At 69.8% G+C, this 15,506-nt stretch carries 15 protein-coding genes; 12 read left to right on the top strand and 3 right to left on the bottom strand.

Translation table 11 applies throughout. The annotated features are described in order from the left end of the window. Positions 1–74: 74 nt before the first annotated feature. Positions 75–1,160, bottom strand: coding sequence for a hypothetical protein (locus tag CP970_RS17990; RefSeq protein WP_055555974.1), 1,086 nt, complete (start codon positions 1,158–1,160; stop codon positions 75–77). Further along, positions 1,157–1,816 (bottom strand): hypothetical protein, encoded by a 660-nt coding sequence (locus CP970_RS17985; protein WP_055555970.1) that lies wholly within the window; start codon positions 1,814–1,816, stop codon positions 1,157–1,159. Before CP970_RS17985 ends, CP970_RS17990 begins: the two co-directional genes overlap by 4 nt. Before the next feature lie 277 nt (positions 1,817–2,093). On the opposite strand from CP970_RS17985, the gene CP970_RS17980 reads away from it, so the two are divergent. Genes CP970_RS17980 through CP970_RS17955 form a run of 6 tightly spaced genes read left to right on the top strand, consistent with a single transcriptional unit; the run spans position 2,094 to position 6,781 of the window. Continuing rightward, a complete protein-coding gene (locus CP970_RS17980; RefSeq protein WP_224058499.1) occupies positions 2,094–3,473 on the top strand; it encodes a hypothetical protein in 1,380 nt (459 codons plus the stop codon). Between the two features lie 30 nt (positions 3,474–3,503). Continuing rightward, positions 3,504–3,818 carry a hypothetical protein gene (locus CP970_RS17975; protein WP_055547595.1) on the top strand — a complete coding sequence of 105 codons (315 nt, stop codon included), beginning with the start codon at positions 3,504–3,506 and terminating at the stop codon, positions 3,816–3,818. 8 nt (positions 3,819–3,826) lie between these two features. Beyond that, positions 3,827–5,071 carry a putative T7SS-secreted protein gene (locus CP970_RS17970; RefSeq protein ID WP_055547593.1) on the top strand — a complete coding sequence of 415 codons (1,245 nt, stop codon included), beginning with the start codon at positions 3,827–3,829 and terminating at the stop codon, positions 5,069–5,071. Beyond that, positions 5,068–5,535 (top strand): hypothetical protein, encoded by a 468-nt coding sequence (locus CP970_RS17965; RefSeq protein WP_055547591.1) that lies wholly within the window; start codon positions 5,068–5,070, stop codon positions 5,533–5,535. The genes CP970_RS17970 and CP970_RS17965 overlap by 4 nt, the downstream gene beginning before the upstream one ends. Then, positions 5,532–6,194: a hypothetical protein gene (locus CP970_RS17960; protein ID WP_055547589.1), complete on the top strand. Its 663-nt coding sequence runs from the start codon at positions 5,532–5,534 to the stop codon at positions 6,192–6,194. The genes CP970_RS17965 and CP970_RS17960 overlap by 4 nt, the downstream gene beginning before the upstream one ends. Further along, on the top strand, positions 6,191–6,781 hold the full coding sequence (locus tag CP970_RS17955) for a hypothetical protein (RefSeq protein ID WP_063806089.1): 591 nt from the start codon (positions 6,191–6,193) through the stop codon (positions 6,779–6,781). Before CP970_RS17960 ends, CP970_RS17955 begins: the two co-directional genes overlap by 4 nt. Before the next feature lie 23 nt (positions 6,782–6,804). Here the strand turns inward: CP970_RS17955 and CP970_RS17950 are convergent, their stop codons facing one another. After that, positions 6,805–7,563, bottom strand: coding sequence for a hypothetical protein (locus CP970_RS17950; protein WP_055547585.1), 759 nt, complete (start codon positions 7,561–7,563; stop codon positions 6,805–6,807). Between the two features lie 183 nt (positions 7,564–7,746). On the opposite strand from CP970_RS17950, the gene CP970_RS17945 reads away from it, so the two are divergent. The 6 genes from CP970_RS17945 (at position 7,747) to CP970_RS17920 (ending at position 15,388) form a co-directional block, all read left to right on the top strand. After that, positions 7,747–8,409 (top strand): hypothetical protein, encoded by a 663-nt coding sequence (locus tag CP970_RS17945; RefSeq protein WP_055547584.1) that lies wholly within the window; start codon positions 7,747–7,749, stop codon positions 8,407–8,409. A gap of 74 nt (positions 8,410–8,483) precedes the next feature. After that, a complete protein-coding gene (locus CP970_RS17940) occupies positions 8,484–9,017 on the top strand; it encodes a DinB family protein (RefSeq protein WP_055547582.1) in 534 nt (177 codons plus the stop codon). A gap of 112 nt (positions 9,018–9,129) precedes the next feature. Then, positions 9,130–9,771 carry a hypothetical protein gene (locus tag CP970_RS17935; RefSeq protein WP_055547579.1) on the top strand — a complete coding sequence of 214 codons (642 nt, stop codon included), beginning with the start codon at positions 9,130–9,132 and terminating at the stop codon, positions 9,769–9,771. 106 nt (positions 9,772–9,877) lie between these two features. Beyond that, positions 9,878–14,461, top strand: a complete 4,584-nt coding sequence (locus CP970_RS17930; RefSeq protein WP_079043516.1) for a DUF6531 domain-containing protein — start codon at positions 9,878–9,880, stop codon at positions 14,459–14,461. Positions 14,462–14,468: 7 nt separating this feature from the next. Next, positions 14,469–15,011: a barstar family protein gene (locus tag CP970_RS17925; RefSeq protein ID WP_055547575.1), complete on the top strand. Its 543-nt coding sequence runs from the start codon at positions 14,469–14,471 to the stop codon at positions 15,009–15,011. 38 nt (positions 15,012–15,049) lie between these two features. Beyond that, positions 15,050–15,388 carry a hypothetical protein gene (locus CP970_RS17920; protein ID WP_055547605.1) on the top strand — a complete coding sequence of 113 codons (339 nt, stop codon included), beginning with the start codon at positions 15,050–15,052 and terminating at the stop codon, positions 15,386–15,388. Positions 15,389–15,506 lie beyond the last annotated feature (118 nt).

Below are 15,506 nucleotides of genomic sequence, written 5' to 3'. Positions count from 1 at the left end.
GACGATAGTGAGGGGCGCGCCCTTACTTTCGACAGGTTCGATAGTGAAGGGCGCACCCAACTGAGCATGTTCTGCTATCGGTTGATCGACTGCACTTCCTCGACCGCGATGTCCTGAGTGACCTCGATCGTCCCGTCGGGCATCGGCTGCGCGCCCGCCTGGCCCGTGCCCGTCCAGCTGATCTCCCAGGTGAGGGCGGCCTTGAGGGGGAAGGTCTCGCCGCCGGACGAGCGGCCGTAGACGATGCCGCAGGGCGGGGTCTCCTTGGACTTGCCCTTGGCGTACGGCTCGCCGATCTTGCCGTCGACGATGGGGCATTCGCCGCTCGCGGGGATCAGGGTGGCGTCGCCGGTGCCCGGCTTGAGGGTGAGGGACTTGGGCTTGGCGGTCGTCGTCGCGTGGAGTTCGAACCCGGGCACGTTGATCGCGGCCGTCGCCTCGACGTCGTCGAAGACTGCCTTGTCGAGCCAGGCCCAGGTGGGCAGGTTCACCTTGGTGGTGCCGTCGGGCGCGAGGGACACCTTGGTGTCGGGCAGTTGCATGTGCTGGTAGGCGAGGGCGGCGAGCATCTCGGGCGTGATGGCCTCCTCGTACCGGGCCGGCGGCTTCTCGCCGTTGTCGACCCAGAACGGCAGGTCCGTGCAGGACTTGCGCTTGAGGTAGTCGGGCTCTTCGGGGTTCTCGACCCCGGCCCAGAACATCCCCTTGCCGTCCTTGTCGACGTTGTAGTCCTTGTAACCGGGGGTGTCCGCCCAGCCGTAGTCGTCCTCGTAGTGCCGCTGCGTCTCGGAGAGCGCGGCGCCCGCGTGACCGCCCATGCCGGGCTTGCCCATGGCGTCCTTGAGGTTCCCGGACATCTCCTTCTTGAAGTCCTTGGCGCCGAGGTACGGGGCGTACCAGCAGGGCGGCGGGTCCCAGGTGACGTCGGAGGAGGTGACGTTGCCCGGGCTGCCGGGCTTGCTGACGGCGCCGGTGTATTTGACCTGGGCGGCGGCGTAGATGCCGGTCCCGTCGCCGCCGCCTTCCGTGTCCGTGCTGGCGCCCTTGTCCGAACCCACGGGCTTCCCCGCGTAGGCGGGCCCCGCGAGGACGAGAACGCTGACGGCGAGTGTCAGGGCTGTGATGGTGGCTCTGGGGGCAGTACGTCGCGATCTGTTCACCGGCACTTCTCCGCCTTCGTCTCGACGAACACCTTGGACGCCTGCCACAGGCCTTTACCTGTGGGGTACTTGACCATGATGATCTTGTAGTGGTCGAAGTCCTTGATGCTGCCCTCGGTCTTCAGGACCTTCCCCGACTTGATCTCTTTGCCATAGAACTTGCTCGAGTCCGCACAGAACGAGACCTCCACCGACTTGCCGTTCGCGGACGACCGCGTGCTGGCCTGGTAGTGGCGCAGGGTGCCTGTGGCGGTCCAGCCGCCGTCGATCCACTCCTTGATCTGGACCTTCGCGTAGCGGAGCCCGTCGGCAGTGGAGTAGGCGGTCACGGCCGCGTCGTCGGTCGTGCGCTTGTCCACGCCTCGGTAGATGGCCCGGAAGAAGTTGGCGGCGTCACTCATCGCGGCCGCTTCGTTCTTGTCCTTCGGCTTGTTCCAGTCGAAGACCAGATTCATGCTCTTCGGCAGGGTCAGGTCGACGCCGTCCGGCTTGTCCTCCGCCGGTGCCCCGGAGGGATCCGCCGACTTCTCCGGCTTATCCGCGCCCTGCTCGGCTCCCGCGATCTTGTCGCTGTCCTTGGATTCGTCGCCGTCGGAGCCGCCGCAGGCCGTCAGGAGCAGGGCCCCGGTCACGGCGAGCGCGGCGGTGACAGGCATGGTGCGCGTAGTGCGGCGGTTCACAGTCGGCTCCCGGTGGGGCGAGGGGTGTCTCCAACGGGGTGACGCTAGCTGGGGGGTTGACAGTTCCGCCAGGTTTGATAACGGGATATGTCATGCCATCTCGCCGGACTGTCATCGTGTCGTGACGCGACGGGCGTGACGGGTTCCCGGTGGACGTAGCTGCCGGGGCGAGGTCCACTTGCGATGATAACTTCGCTCTACATAGGTGTAGTAGAGCGATGGGTGGGGCGATGGGAGCGGCGGTGCACACGGCATGAGCCACGACGCGCCCGATGCCGTGGAGGATCCTGTGGCGGATCCCGTAGCGGATCCCGTGGCGGATGCCCCGGTCCCGCCCGAGCCCGCCCTCAGGCCCCGCGCCCAGCCCGGCCCCGGCGTGGAGCTGAGCCGTCGCGCGCGGCTCTTCGTCGACGGCGGCGACCTGGTGCTGCGCACCCGCTCCGGCACGCGGCGGCTGCCGGTCGGGGGCGAGGGGATCAGCCGGGCCGTCTTCGTCGATGTGGGGGGACCGGACGCGGAGCGCATGGGGCCGCCGCTCCCCGGCACCTGGGGCGAGCTCCAACTGCAGGACAGTAAGGGCCTGTTGATCGGGCGTGTGCGTCTCGACGACTGGCTGCCCGAGGCCGATCAGCTGCCGCAGCGCTACGTACACGGGGAGCAGCTCCTCAGCCGTACCGGAGTGGCGGGCCTGCTGGCGGCCGCCGGTATTCCGCTGCACACCGTGCGGGACGCGGACGACCCGCTCGTCGACCGGCGCACCCGCCAGCGCGTTGTCTCGCTGGCGCCGGGCGGCGTCTTCCCCGCCTGGTACTGGCTGACGCGCGGCGGCGCCGCCGCCGTCTGGGGCGCCACCTTCACCGCGCTCCTGTTCTCCGACGCCGCCGCGCCGTGGCTCGTCCTGGTGTCGGCGGGCGCGGCCCTGACCGCCCCGGCGGCCCGCCTCGCGCTGCGCGCCTGGACCCGCCTGCGGCTGCGGCGCCACACCGCCCCCGCCGCATCGGCCCGGATCACTCCGCGCCCCACCTCCGGCACGCGCGCCACGGTCAGGTTCTGCCGCGACACCGAGCTCCGCGTCGAGCGCCACGACCTGGTCCTCAAGGACATCTCCGGGCAGGAGCACCGCCTTGCCCGCCGGGGGCCGCACGCCGTGACCGCGCTGGTGCTCGTACGCGTGCGGTCGGGTGAGCCCGTGGGGGTCGAACTGCGCGGCCCCGACGGCCAGATCAGAGTCGTACTGCCCTGGCGCCAGTGGTTCGGCGGCGACGGCGGGCGCGACGGATGGGCGGCGCTCCGGGGCGCCCTGGCCCTGCCGGTGACCGAACGACGGGTGACGGGGCAGGCGGCCTGGCCCAAGGGACCGGCCCTCGGTCTGCGCCTGCTCCCCACGTCCGGGCGGGCGGCGCGGGCGGTGTCCCGCTTCCCCCGCACCCTGGTCGGCGTCTCCTCCACGGCGGTCATGGCCGTCGGCTCCTGCTTCTCGGTCGTGCACGGGGTCCGGCTCATGGACACGCACCCCGCCGCCGCGTGGACGGCGGTGCTCATGGGGGTTCTCGCGACGCTCCTGCAAGCAATTCCGTATGTGATCCATCAACAGCGCGGCAGGTTCCTGCTCGACCGCCCCGCGTGCGGCTAAGAACAGAACGAAGCGAGAAGGGGGAATCGCGTGGGCACTCCGGACCTGTCGGTCGACATCACGCTGCTCAAGACGACGGAGAAGCAACTCCACTTCATCAAGGGCGAGTTCGAGGGCATCGACGACTGGAAGAAGGAACTCAGGGCCGTGGTGGGGGCGCCCCGCATGGCCAAGGCGATGTCCACGTTCGTCGACAACTGGGACCGGCACCGCAAGGGCCTCGTCGAGGAGATCGACAAGATCGGCGGCTGGGTCGAGACGACCAGGCAGACGTTCGAGAAGGCCGACAAGGACCTGGCGGATTCGGCCGCGAAGGCGAAGCGCGAGAAGGCGAAGGGGAAGTAGGGAACATCATGGCGCGCCCCACGGACTGGCATCCGCTCGCCGACAGCGACCCGGTGCCCGGGTCCCCCAAGGACATCGACGACGAAGTCGAGCACATGAAGAACGTCGCGAAGAAGCTGCGCGACCAGGCGGAGAAGCTGCACAAGATAGCCAAGAAGGAAGGCCTGAAGGGCAAGTACTCGGACAAGCTGACCGAGGGCGCCGCCGAACTCGGCAAGAAGCTCGACCAGACAGCGGAGCGGTACGAGGGCGTCAAGAAGCACCTCTCGGGCTGGGCCGGTGAGCTGCGCGGCGCCCAGTCCGCCGCCGGGGACGCCCTTGAGCTGGCCAAGAGCGACGAGGACCAGGCCAAGAAGGACCTGAAGAAGGCCAAGGAGAAGTACGACAACGAGGCCGACCACTACGCCACGTTGATCGAGAACGCCATCGACGACGACCCGCTCACCGACAGCTGGTGGGACAACGTCAAGGACTGGATCGACAAGAACGCGGGCTGGCTGAAGGTCGTCATCGAGATCGCCAGCTACGTCGCCACCGCCCTCGCCATCGCGGCGATCTTCATCTCCGGCATCGGGATCGGGGTGGTCCTCGCCGCGGGAATCGCGGTCCTTGTGGCGAGAGTGGGGATGGCGGCCGCCGGACAGGGCTCCTGGGCGGACGTCGCCCTCGACGTGTTCGCGCTCGCCACCATGGGCCTGGGACGCGGTGCCGTGTCCGGCCTGAAGGCGGGCCAGGCGGCCACCCGGCTCGCCGCGGGGCAGGGCGCCAAGAAGGCCGCCACGAGCGCCGCGAAGAACGGCATGAGCAAGGCGTACGGACAGGCCGGGCGGACCCTCGCCAACAAGGGCGCGTCCAAGGCGCAGAAGCGGGCGGCCCGCGAGGCGATCGAGCAGGCCGACGCGCTGGCGGCCAAGGCGGGCGCTGGCGCGGAGAAGGTGGCCACCAAGGCGCCGCTGCCCAAGGTCAGCAAGGCGGACATCCTGCGGGCGGGCGGCGACAAGGACGCGGCCGTGGCGTACAAGGACATCATGAAGACGCGGGCCGCCTACGCGGGCGACGACGCCGTCCACACGGCCAGCCAGGGCGCCGAGAGCTATCTGCGCCACAACCAGCAGGTCTTCGCCGCGGGCCAGGGCATCGACCTGGGCGGCAAGCTCGCCGGGTCCAGCGACACATGGACCGACAAGCCGTACTTCGAGCCGTTCCAGAACTACAAGAACGAGTACACCGCCGAAGTCGGGTCCACCTGGTGAGCCGGGGGAGCGGTGACGGCGGCCGACGTGAGCCCGGCGAGCGCTACTTCGCGGCCCTCGACCGGAGCCGTGAGGCGAAGGAGCGGGCGGCGGAGGAGGCGGAGGAGGCCTACGGCAAGGACGTCGCCGTGGTGCGTGTGATCTCGCTGGTACCTCCGCTCCTGTACTGCGCGGCCATGATCGTGGCTGCCGCGTCGGATGACGTCACGGCGTTCGTCGTGCGCTATGTCCTTGGACCCGCGAGCGTCGTCGCCACGGCCTTCGTGATCGGGCTGATCCTGAAGTACGAGCGCTCGCCGCAGCGCGACTTCGGGATTCCGGTCGTGGTCTTCGCCCACGCGCTCTTGAACGGCCTGACCGGGTTCGTCACCGGTTCCCTCTTCTACGTACTGATCCCGCTCGCGGCGCCGCTCACCCAGTGGGGCCTGCCCAAGTTCCGTGCCCTGCGAGGGCGCAAGCCATGACCGACGACCGCATCTCACCGAAGGCCGACGTGACCGACCGCACCACCACCGCCCCCCGCGGCTACCAGCTGATCCTGCCGCCCGAGTGGGTCCGCGTCCCCATGCGGTCGGGCACGGAAGAGGCGATACGCGCCATCGTCGACGACGCCTTCGCCACGCTGCCGGCGGACGCGCCGCGCGACCGGATCGGGCCCTACCGGCGCGAGCTGGAGCGACGCCTGAAGGACGCCGTGACCGAAGCCCGCAAGGCCGAGGCGCTCGACGTCTACCTCCCGCTGGAGCGGATGCACGGCATCGCGGTGCCCGCCTCGATCGTCGTCTCGGAGATGAAGTTCCCCGACGAGGTCGCCGTGGACCCCTCGGCCGTCTCGCGCCGCCTCCTTCAAGCACCGGGACGGGACGGCGAGACCACCGCCGCCGAGCTCGACGGCGTACGGGCGGTCCGTACGGAACGCACGGTCGCCGCCAGCGCGCCGGGCGGCGGCGAACTCGCCTCGCGCCGCGTCGACTACGTCGTCCCCGTGCCCGGCGACCCGGGGCGCTGGCTCGGCGTCGTCTTCTCCACGCTCGGCGAGGGCGACCCCGACGACGCGCTCGCCGACCTCTTCGTAGAACTGTTTGACGCGATGATGAGCACCTTCCGATGGAGCCGAGCATGAGCTGGCCGCACGTGGACTACGACACCGATCTGTGGATGCAGATCCCGAACTCCTGGACGGGTACGCCGTGGAAGGGCCCCAAGGAGTGGGGCCGCTACATGTCCGACGCGTGGTGGGGCGACACCGACCTGGACCCGACCCGCAAGGACCTCAAGGGCCTGGCCGCCACGCTGCGCGCCTGCGCGGAGCGGTTTCCGGCGAGCCACCCCGGGTTCGACGTCTACCTCCACCTGCCCGACCCGCGGGAAATGCCGCTGCCCGTGTACGTCGCCTCCGTCGAGGCGGACGGCGACCGCGAGGAGAGCCTGCGGGCCCTGGTCACCACGGACGACACGGCGCTCGTGGAGAAGCCGATCGTGGAGGACTTCACCACCGACGCGCTCGGCACGGGCCTGCGCTCCCTGCGGTACACGCAGACGGACGAGGACCGCGCGATCGTCGCCGGGGTGCGCTACGCCTGGCGCCACGAGGCCGCCGGGTGCGACGTCGTGGTCATCGCCGCGGCGCCGGATCCGCGGCGGATGCTCGGCGCGATGGACGACATCGACGCGTTCGCCGGGTGGATCAGCGTGACGCCGGGCGCCTAGGGCGCGCTGTTACCCGCTGTCCGCTACCCGAGCTTCGCGCTCTGCGCGTTCACGACCGCCGTGGCGATCTTCGCGTCGCCCGGGCGGGACTGGGTGAACGCGAGACCGTCCACGGCGAAGTAGAGCGCGATGGTGTCGCCGTGGCGGGCGGCCTGGGCGCGCAGCGTGTGGGTGTTGTTCTGGTACTTCTGCGTGGCCTTGAAGGCGAAGGACTCGTCGGCGCCCGCGGGGGCGGGGGCGGTCTCGGCGGCGATGGAGGAGTACGGGTTGGTGGTCTTGCCCGCCTTGGCCGTGAAGCCGCCGCCGCAGGCGCTCACCGCCTTGGAGAGCTCGGCGAGAGCGGTCTTCGCCGCGCCCTTCTCGTACGTGGCGAGCGTGACGTAGGTGAAGGCGCCGGGCCCCTTCGCGCCCGCGGCCACGCGTATCGCGTCGGCCTTGGGGGTGCCGAGGGGGAGCTGGTTCATCGCGTACGCCAGCGGGGCGCAGTCCGCCTTGTCGAGCTTGATCTCACCCTTGGACTTGGCGAACACGAACTCCTGGGCGGGCTTGTCGATCCGGTAGCCCTTCACCTCGTCCTTGGCGAGGACGGCGCGGTCGAGATCGGCTGCCGGGTCGGCGGCCTTCTCCGGGGCGTCCGACGTCCCCGACTTGTCGGCGGAGTCCTTGGAGCCGTCGGAGGAGTCGGAACCGGAGTCGGAACCCCCGCAGGCGGTGAGGGCGGCCGCGCAGAGGAGGGCGAGGACGGGGGCGGCGGCGGCCTGGGTGAGGCGGGTCCGCTTCATGAGAGCTCCTGACGTGGTTCCTGTGGCGGGTGGTTCTGACGGGTGGGGCGGGACCGTGCGTCCGCGGCACTTTACTGTGCGTGCGTTCCCGCACCGCAGCAACCTCCCACCGTGCCCGGCCACTTGTCCCCGCACTCCACTGGTGGTGGAGTGACAGCACGGCACAGTTGTCAGGGGGGCATCATGCTGGCCAGGGAGTACGGGTACCGGGTGCTGCCCCGCAAAGCCATCGACACGGCGTCGACCGCCCGTTACCTCGGTGTCTGGCGGCAGAAGGCCGAGGTGGACCACCGCGCGACGCGGCGCAGGACCGTACCGCTGTACATGGCCTTCACCTTGATCCTCTGCGTCATGGCCGCAGGAATCACGGACTCCGGCCCCCTGACCTTCCTTACCGTGTTCGTGATGCTCGGCGTGTGGCCCTTCGCCGACGACTGGTCCCGTGCGCAAGGCGCGCGCCCCCTCGCGCAGGCCCGCGAGCTGCTCACCGCGTCCCCGTGGCAGGTCTGGCCCTGCCGCGTGGAACGCACGCCGCACAACCCCCAGATGCATCTGGTCCACCTGCTCTCCCCGGACCGTGAAGTGGTCCGTACGTTCGTCGGCCGCATGCCGGAGGATGCCTGGCTGTCCATGACCGATGGCCGGGGCATAGTCCTGGTCTGCGGTGATCTGCGATTCCCCGTGGCCATGGCCACCAAGCGGGGGCGGCCCGTCTGGCTCGGCCAGCCGATTCCGACGCCCGCCAGGCCGGACGCCGCGTCGGCCCAGCCGCCGGGCCCCGTCGACGAACTGATCCGGCAGGCCGGACAGGACGCCGTGTCGAACTGGCTCAACGACCTGCTCTGAGCCGGATGTCGCCGTCGCCCCTGGTCCCCATATTCCAGATGCGTACGCACGTGCCCCCTCGGCATGATGGCGCGATGCCCGAAACCGCCGAGACACGCACCGCACCCCACCGCCGAGCCGAACCCCCGCGCTCCGGTGCGGGCGAACGCGCCTCCCTGGTCGCCTTCCTCCAGTACCAGCGCGAGACCCTCGCGATGAAGTGCGCGGGCCTCACCGCCGACCAGCTGCGCGAACGGGCCGTACCGCCCTCGGAGATGTCCCTGCTCGGACTCGTCAGACACCTCGCGGAGGTGGAGCGGAGCTGGTTCGGCAGCGTGCTGAACGGCGAGGACCCGCACGCCCATTGGCGCTCACGGGTGCCCGGTGAGCACGCCGACTTCGACGTGGCGGACGCCGACCCCGACGAGGCGTTCGAGATCTGGCACGCGCAGTGCGCCCGCTCCCGCGCCCTGGTGGACGCCACCGACTCGTTCGACGCCACGGTGCGCTTCCGCGACGAGGAGTACTCCCTGCGCTACATCCTCACGCACATGATCGAGGAGTACGCCCGCCACAACGGCCACGCGGATTTCTTGAGGGAGCGGATCGACGGGGTGACGGGGGAGTAGGGCGACGGGGGAGTAGGGGGAGCCGTCCGCCCTGGCCTCGTAGGCTGGTCGGCGGAAGCCGATCACGACGGTGACGATCACAACGGGGAACGGAACGGGGAGGGCGCCGACCATGGCCCGCTACACGGAACCGCAGACCATCGCGCGCGGTGGATTCAGCATCAAGGTGCCGGAGACGTGGTGGGAGTTCGACGTGCGCCCCGAGTCGCGCGACGCCGCCATCCGGCAGATGCTCAACGACCGCATCCGGCAGCGCCCCGAGCTGGCCCCGCACCGCGAGACCTACGAGGCGTTCCTGCGCAAGGCGTCGCACGACGCCTGGCAGTCCGGCGCCCTGTACTGCGGCTGCATGGCGGAGAGCTTCGGTGGCGACACCCCGGTCACGGGCTCGGTCACGGTCTCCCTGGTCGGCGCCCGCACACCGAACGGCGACGTCCTGCCGACGGACCCCGACCGCATCGTCGCCCAGCTCGGCGTGCGCGAGGCCAAGCGGGAGGGCGATGCGTGGCGGAAGGCGACGACGGTCGACATCCCCGGCGTCGGGCTCGCGGCGCGTACGTACGGCATCGAGGACATCTCCGTACCGGGCGACGAGCGCACGATCCGGGTCGTCCTGATGCAGACGTTCATTCCGGTTCCGGGGCAGGAGGGCAAGGTGGCTCTGGTGTCAGGCAGCAGCCAGCTCCTCGAGCTCACGGACTCGTTCTTCGACATCTTCGATGCGGTGACTTCCACGTTCCGGTTTGCGGAATGACGAGAGGCGACTGAATTCCTCCGCCCCTTCCGCCACTTGCACCTCTGCGAGTAGTTTCGTCCCCGCGTACCCATATTGAAGTTGCACGTGTGACGGGGGAAGTCGCGTGGGAGGCCATCGGCCGAGGGATTGGCATGTCCTGGATCTGGAGAAGGATCCGACGCCGGGTGATCCGCACAGGGTGCGGTCGTTGGCGGGAAATCTGCATGATTTCGCCGATGACGTCGGCAGGGTGCTGCGGGACATCAAGGGGATGGCGGGCGAGGACGCGATCCTGCGGTGGGCGGGCAAGACGGCGGACGCGTTCACCGAGAAGTTCGAGGATGCCCCGGCCAAGCTGAAGAAGCTCAAGAAGAGCTATGAGATGGCGGGCGACGCGCTGTCGGGGTACTGGCCGGAGCTGGAGCGCGCGCAGTCCATGGCGGACAAGGCGCTGGCCGACGGCCGCGCGGCGCGGGCGGATCTGAACAGCGCCAAGTCCCGTCTGTCTTCGGCCGATTCCTGGGTGGAGCGGGCGGGCAAGGAGGCCGACAAGTACCAGGACAAGCCCGGCAAGGACGTTCCCAAGCCGGACGGGGACAAGGTCAGGGCCGCCACGCGCAACGCCGACTCGGCGGAGAAGGCGCAGAAGTCGGCGAAGGGCGAGGTGTCCTCGGCGCAGAGCGCGCTGGACGCGGCGAAGAAGATGGCCGAGGACGCCCGCAAGATGCGTGAGGACGCGGCGGGGACGGCGAAGCGGAAGATCGACGAGGCTTCCGACGCGGGGATCCGCAACCGCAAGTGGTGGGAGGAGATCGGCGACTGGGTCTCGGACAACTGGGACACCATCGTCGCGGTGTGCAAGGTCGTCGTCGCGGTGGTCGGGATCATCGCGATGATCGTCGGCGGGCCGATCCTGGCCGCGATCGTGATCGTGGCCGGGGCGATCGTCCTGGCGGACACCTTGAGCAAATACGCGAAAGGCCAAGCCACGTTGATGGACGTGGCGTTCGCCGCGCTGGACTGCGTACCGGGCATGAAGGGCATCACCACCGCCGCCAAACTCGGCAAGGGACTGAAGGGCCTCAAGGGTGGATTGAAGGGCTTCAAGTCTGCCCGCACCGCGCTCAAGGACGGCGCGAAGGGTGCCTACAACCGGGTCAGGAGCAAGATCAAGGGCTGTGGTGACCCGGTGGACGTGGCCACCGGGCAGATGTTCCTGGCCGAGACCGACGTGACGCTGCCCGGCACCCTGCCGCTGGCCTTCACCCGCCGGGTCGCCTCGGGATACCGCAGCGGCGGCTGGTTCGGACCGACCTGGACCTCCACCCTGGACCAGCGCCTGGAAGCCGACGACGAGGGCGTCGTGTTCGTCACCGAGGACGGCATGCTCCTCGCCTACCCCCACCCCGAACGGCCGGGCCGCCCCGTGCTGCCAGAGTCCGGGCCGCACTGGCCCCTGGTAGCGGCCGAGGACGGCGGCTACCACCTCACCGACCCGGTCGCGGGCCACACCCGCCGCTTCGCCCCGCCCACGCCCGGTGACGGAGTGGCACTGCTGACCCGGATCACGGACCGCAACCACAACACCATCGACTTCGAACACGACGCCGATGGCACCCCGACCGCGATTCGCCACAGCGGCGGCTACCACCTGAAACTGACCGTCGAGGACGAACGCGTCACGGCCCTGGCCCTGACAGGCCGGGACCCGGGCAAGAGCGACGCGGACGGCGCGGACACCGTGATCAAGCGGTACGGCTACACCGACGGCAACCTCACCGCCGTCACCAACTCCTCCGGCCTGCCCATGCGGTTCGCCTACGACGAGCGGCTGCGCCTCACCGCCTGGCAGGACACCAACCACAGTCGCTACAGCTACACCTACGACGACCAGGACCGCTGCACCGCTCAGCAGGGCATGGCCGGGCACATGGCCAACACCTTCACCTACGACCTCAAGGACCCCGCAAGGGCCGGCTGCCGCATCACCGAGATCACCACCCCGCAGGGCGCCACCACCCAGGTCGCCGTCGACGACCGCTGCCTGATCGTCGCCGAGACCGACCCGCTCGGCTCCACCGTCACCACCGCATACGACGCCCGTCAGAATGTCACCGCGAGGACGGACCAGCTCGGACACACCACGGCCTACTCCCACAACGAACTGGGGCAGCCGACCGAGGTGACCCGGCCCGACGGCACCTTCATCCGCATCACCTACGACGAGCGGCACGTCCCCACGGCCATGGAGTTGCCGGACGGCGCCTCCTGGCAGTTCGCCAACGACGAGCGCGGCAACGTCACCGCCATCACCGATCCGCTCGGCGCGACCACGCACTTCACGCGCGGGACGGACGGCGGCCTCACCGAGACCCGGGACGCCACCGGCCGCTCCGCCGTCCGCACGAACAACGCCGCGGGACTGCCGCTGACCGTGACCGACGGCCTCGGCGGCACCACACGCTACGCGTACGACGCCTTCGGTCTGACCTCCGAGGTGACGGACCCGCTCGGCCACCGCACCCGCCTGGAATGGACGGTCGAGGGCCTGATCGCGCGCCGCACCGACCCGGAAGGAGCGCACGAGAGCTGGGAGTACGACGGCGAAGGCAACTGCGTCCGCCACATCGACTCCGTCGGCCAGGCCACCACGTTCGAGTACACCCACTTCGACCGCCTCAGCGCCCGCGTCGGCCCGGGCGGCGACCGCCACACCTTCACCCACGACGCCGGTCTCCAGCTCACCCAGGTGACCAATCCCCAGGGCCTGACCTGGAATTACACCTACGACCCGGTGGGCAGGCTGCTCTCCGAGTCCGACTTCGACGGGCGCACCGCCCACTACGCCTATGACGCGGCCGGACTCCTCACCTCCCGGACCAACGCGCTCGGCCAGCACATCCACTACCGGCGCGACGCGTTGGGACAGACCACCGCCAAGGACGCGGACGGCTCACTGACCACGTACACGTACGCGGCGAACGGCTCACTGACCGGGGCCGTCGGTCCCGAGAGCAGTCTGCGCGTGGAACTCGACGCGGCCGGCCGTCGCATCTCCGAGACCGTCGACGGCCGGACCATGCGCTTCGGCTACGACCTCGCGGGCAACCGCACCCTGCGCGCCACCCCTTCGGGCGCTCGGAGCACCTGGGAGTACGACGCCGCGGGACGTACCGTACGGCTGGCCGCGGCAGGCCACACCATCGACTTCGCGCACGACGCCGCGGACCGCGAGGTCGCCCGGCACATCGACCGTGCGCTCGCCCTCACCCGCGGCTACGACGGCGTCGGCCGACTGGTGACACAGGAAAGCAGTGCGCCGGGCAACCGCCCGCTCTCGGAGCGCTCCTACTCCTACCGCCCCGACGGGCACCTCACCGGGATGCGGGACTCCCGCACAGGCAGCCGCCGCTTCGACCTCGACACCCAGGGCCGTGTCACCGCGGTGCACGCGGCGGGCTGGAGCGAGCGCTACGCCTACGACTCCGCGGGCAACCAGACCGAGGCGGCCTGGCCGACGCGGCACCCCGGCAACGAGGCCACGGGATCGCGCGATTACACGGGAACACGGCTGACCCGGGCAGGCCGGGTCCACTACGAGTACGACGCCCAGGGACGGATGGTCATGCGCCGCAAGTCCCGGCTCTCCCGCAAGCCCGACGTCTGGCTCTACGAGTGGGACGCCGAGGACCGGCTCACGGCCGTCACCACGCCGGACGGCGGCCGCTGGCGCTACACCTACGACCCGCTGGGCCGACGTACCGGCAAGCTCCGCCTCGCCGCCGACGGGGAGAGCGTCCTGGAGCGCACGGTCTTCACCTGGGACGGCAACACGCTCTGCGAGCAGACAACTGAGGGGCCGGAGGAGGCCGCGCAGCGGATCCCGGCGCCGTCTGCCGGGCAGGGCGGCGGGAGCGCGGGCCTGCGCACCACACTCACCTGGGACCACGACGGGCTCTCGCCCGTGAGCCAGGCCGAACGCGTCTGGGCCGCCGACGCGCCCCAGGAGACCATCGACGAGCGGTTCTTCGCCATCGTCACCGACCTCGTCGGAACCCCGGTCGAGCTGCTCTCGCCGGACGGGGACATCGCCTGGTACACCCGGTCCACCCTGTGGGGAAGCACGGTCTGGAACAGCGACGCGAGCGCGTACACACCGCTGCGCTTCCCCGGTCAGTACCACGACCCGGAGACCGGCCTCCACTACAACCACCACCGTCATTACGACCCCGAGACGGCCCGCTACACCAGCCCCGACCCCCTCGGCCTGCTCCCGGCACCGAACCCCGTCGCCTACGTCCACAACCCGCACACCTGGTCCGACCCGCTGGGCCTGGCACCCCTGTGCCAGCAGCACGGCGGGGACAGCGGCAGCCCCGAAGGACTCGGTCGCCTCCCCGGCCCCGCACCGCAACGCGCCACGGACATGCTGAACCAGGTCAATGCCCGGCCCGGCGGAATCGGAAAGGTCGACGGCTACCATGGCAACGCGAACTGGGGTAACAACAAGTCCGCCCTGCCGGGCGGCAAGTACAAGGAATGGGACGTCAACGCCAAGACCGACCTGCCGCAGTGCAGTGCACCGGGCTGCGGAAAGGAGATCAGGGGTCCTGAACGGCTCTTGACTCCGAAGGACGGACCCGGCCCCGCGTACTACACCCCGGACCACTACGGAACGTTCTACTACGTCGGCGAATTCACGGGGTGAAGCAGAAATGACCGGCTTCGATGTCACGGGGACCGCAGCTCCCTGGGTCGTCTTCGTCCCCCGGGGAACCGCCGAGGTGCAACGCCAGTTGGCCGCCCTGGAGTCCAAGGGCGGCCAGGTCCACCGCTTCGCCGCGGCCGACCTCATGACCGAGCAGGGTGTGCACCGCGCGTTCGCCGAGGCCCTTCGGTTCCCCGGCTATTACGGCAGGAACTGGGACGCCTTGGTGGACTGTCTGGACGACCTGTGCGGCGCGGTCACCGGTCGCTTCGGTATCGCGGGTGTCATTCGCGGAGCGGATTCACTGCTCGACGCGGAGCACTTCCCGCTTTTCGTGTCGGTGCTCTGCCAGGGCGCGGACCGGGCGAATTCGGCGGTGGACCTCGACGGATTCCCGCTAGACCGACCCGCCGTCGCTGAGCATTTCATCTTCGAGTTCGACACATTCGACCGTGAAAGGGTCGAACTCGCCGTGCGGCAGCCCGACCTGGTCGTCACGTCGGGGGACGGATTCGTCGCGGCCGAGCTCGATCCGGACGAGTGGCACTGACTCGCGGTACCGACGCCATACGCAAGGGGGACACCATCATGGGCGGCAAGGGCAAGAGTGATCTCTCCATCCCACTCACCGACCTCGAGGACTACGGCGATCGGCTGCGCTCCGTCAAGGACCGCATGAACCGCACCAAGAAGACCTTCGAGTCCTACGAGGACGACATCGGCGACAGCGGCGTGTACGACTCCCTCGATGACTTCGAGTCCAACTGGGAGGACGGGCGCGAGGACATCGGCCAGCAGCTCGACCAGTTGGCGGAGTTGTCCGACGCGGTCGTACGCGAGTTCAAGAAGCTGGACGACGACCTGGCCAAGCAGGCCAGGGACTCCGTGAAAGCGGGCAAGGAGAAGGGCAAGAGCGACGGGGAGTGACGGGGTGAGTGGCGACTTCGGCGGTCTCGCCAGTGAGGAGAGAGGGCCCGCCGGACCATGGCCCGCATGGGTCTCCGGCTCGACCCCGTCGCGGCCGAGTGGGAGGACCCCCCGACGG

The sequence above is a fragment of the Streptomyces kanamyceticus genome (assembly GCF_008704495.1).
Classification (GTDB): Bacteria; Actinomycetota; Actinomycetes; order Streptomycetales; family Streptomycetaceae; genus Streptomyces; species Streptomyces kanamyceticus.
This window is presented reverse-complemented; position numbering and strand designations above follow the sequence as displayed.

Excerpts from the sequence above, each read along its gene's own strand:
- CP970_RS17985 (WP_055555970.1), bottom strand. The coding sequence starts at position 1,816 with ATGCCTGTCACCGCCGCGCTCGCCGTGACCGGGGCCCTGCTCCTGACG.
- CP970_RS17980 (WP_224058499.1), top strand. The coding sequence starts at position 2,094 with ATGAGCCACGACGCGCCCGATGCCGTGGAGGATCCTGTGGCGGATCCC.
- CP970_RS17950 (WP_055547585.1), bottom strand. The coding sequence starts at position 7,563 with ATGAAGCGGACCCGCCTCACCCAGGCCGCCGCCGCCCCCGTCCTCGCC.
- CP970_RS17945 (WP_055547584.1), top strand. The coding sequence starts at position 7,747 with ATGCTGGCCAGGGAGTACGGGTACCGGGTGCTGCCCCGCAAAGCCATC.
- CP970_RS17955 (WP_063806089.1), top strand. The coding sequence starts at position 6,191 with ATGAGCTGGCCGCACGTGGACTACGACACCGATCTGTGGATGCAGATC.
- CP970_RS17940 (WP_055547582.1), top strand. The coding sequence starts at position 8,484 with ATGCCCGAAACCGCCGAGACACGCACCGCACCCCACCGCCGAGCCGAA.
- CP970_RS17960 (WP_055547589.1), top strand. The coding sequence starts at position 5,532 with ATGACCGACGACCGCATCTCACCGAAGGCCGACGTGACCGACCGCACC.
- CP970_RS17970 (WP_055547593.1), top strand. The coding sequence starts at position 3,827 with ATGGCGCGCCCCACGGACTGGCATCCGCTCGCCGACAGCGACCCGGTG.
- CP970_RS17925 (WP_055547575.1), top strand. The coding sequence starts at position 14,469 with ATGACCGGCTTCGATGTCACGGGGACCGCAGCTCCCTGGGTCGTCTTC.
- CP970_RS17935 (WP_055547579.1), top strand. The coding sequence starts at position 9,130 with ATGGCCCGCTACACGGAACCGCAGACCATCGCGCGCGGTGGATTCAGC.
- CP970_RS17920 (WP_055547605.1), top strand. The coding sequence starts at position 15,050 with ATGGGCGGCAAGGGCAAGAGTGATCTCTCCATCCCACTCACCGACCTC.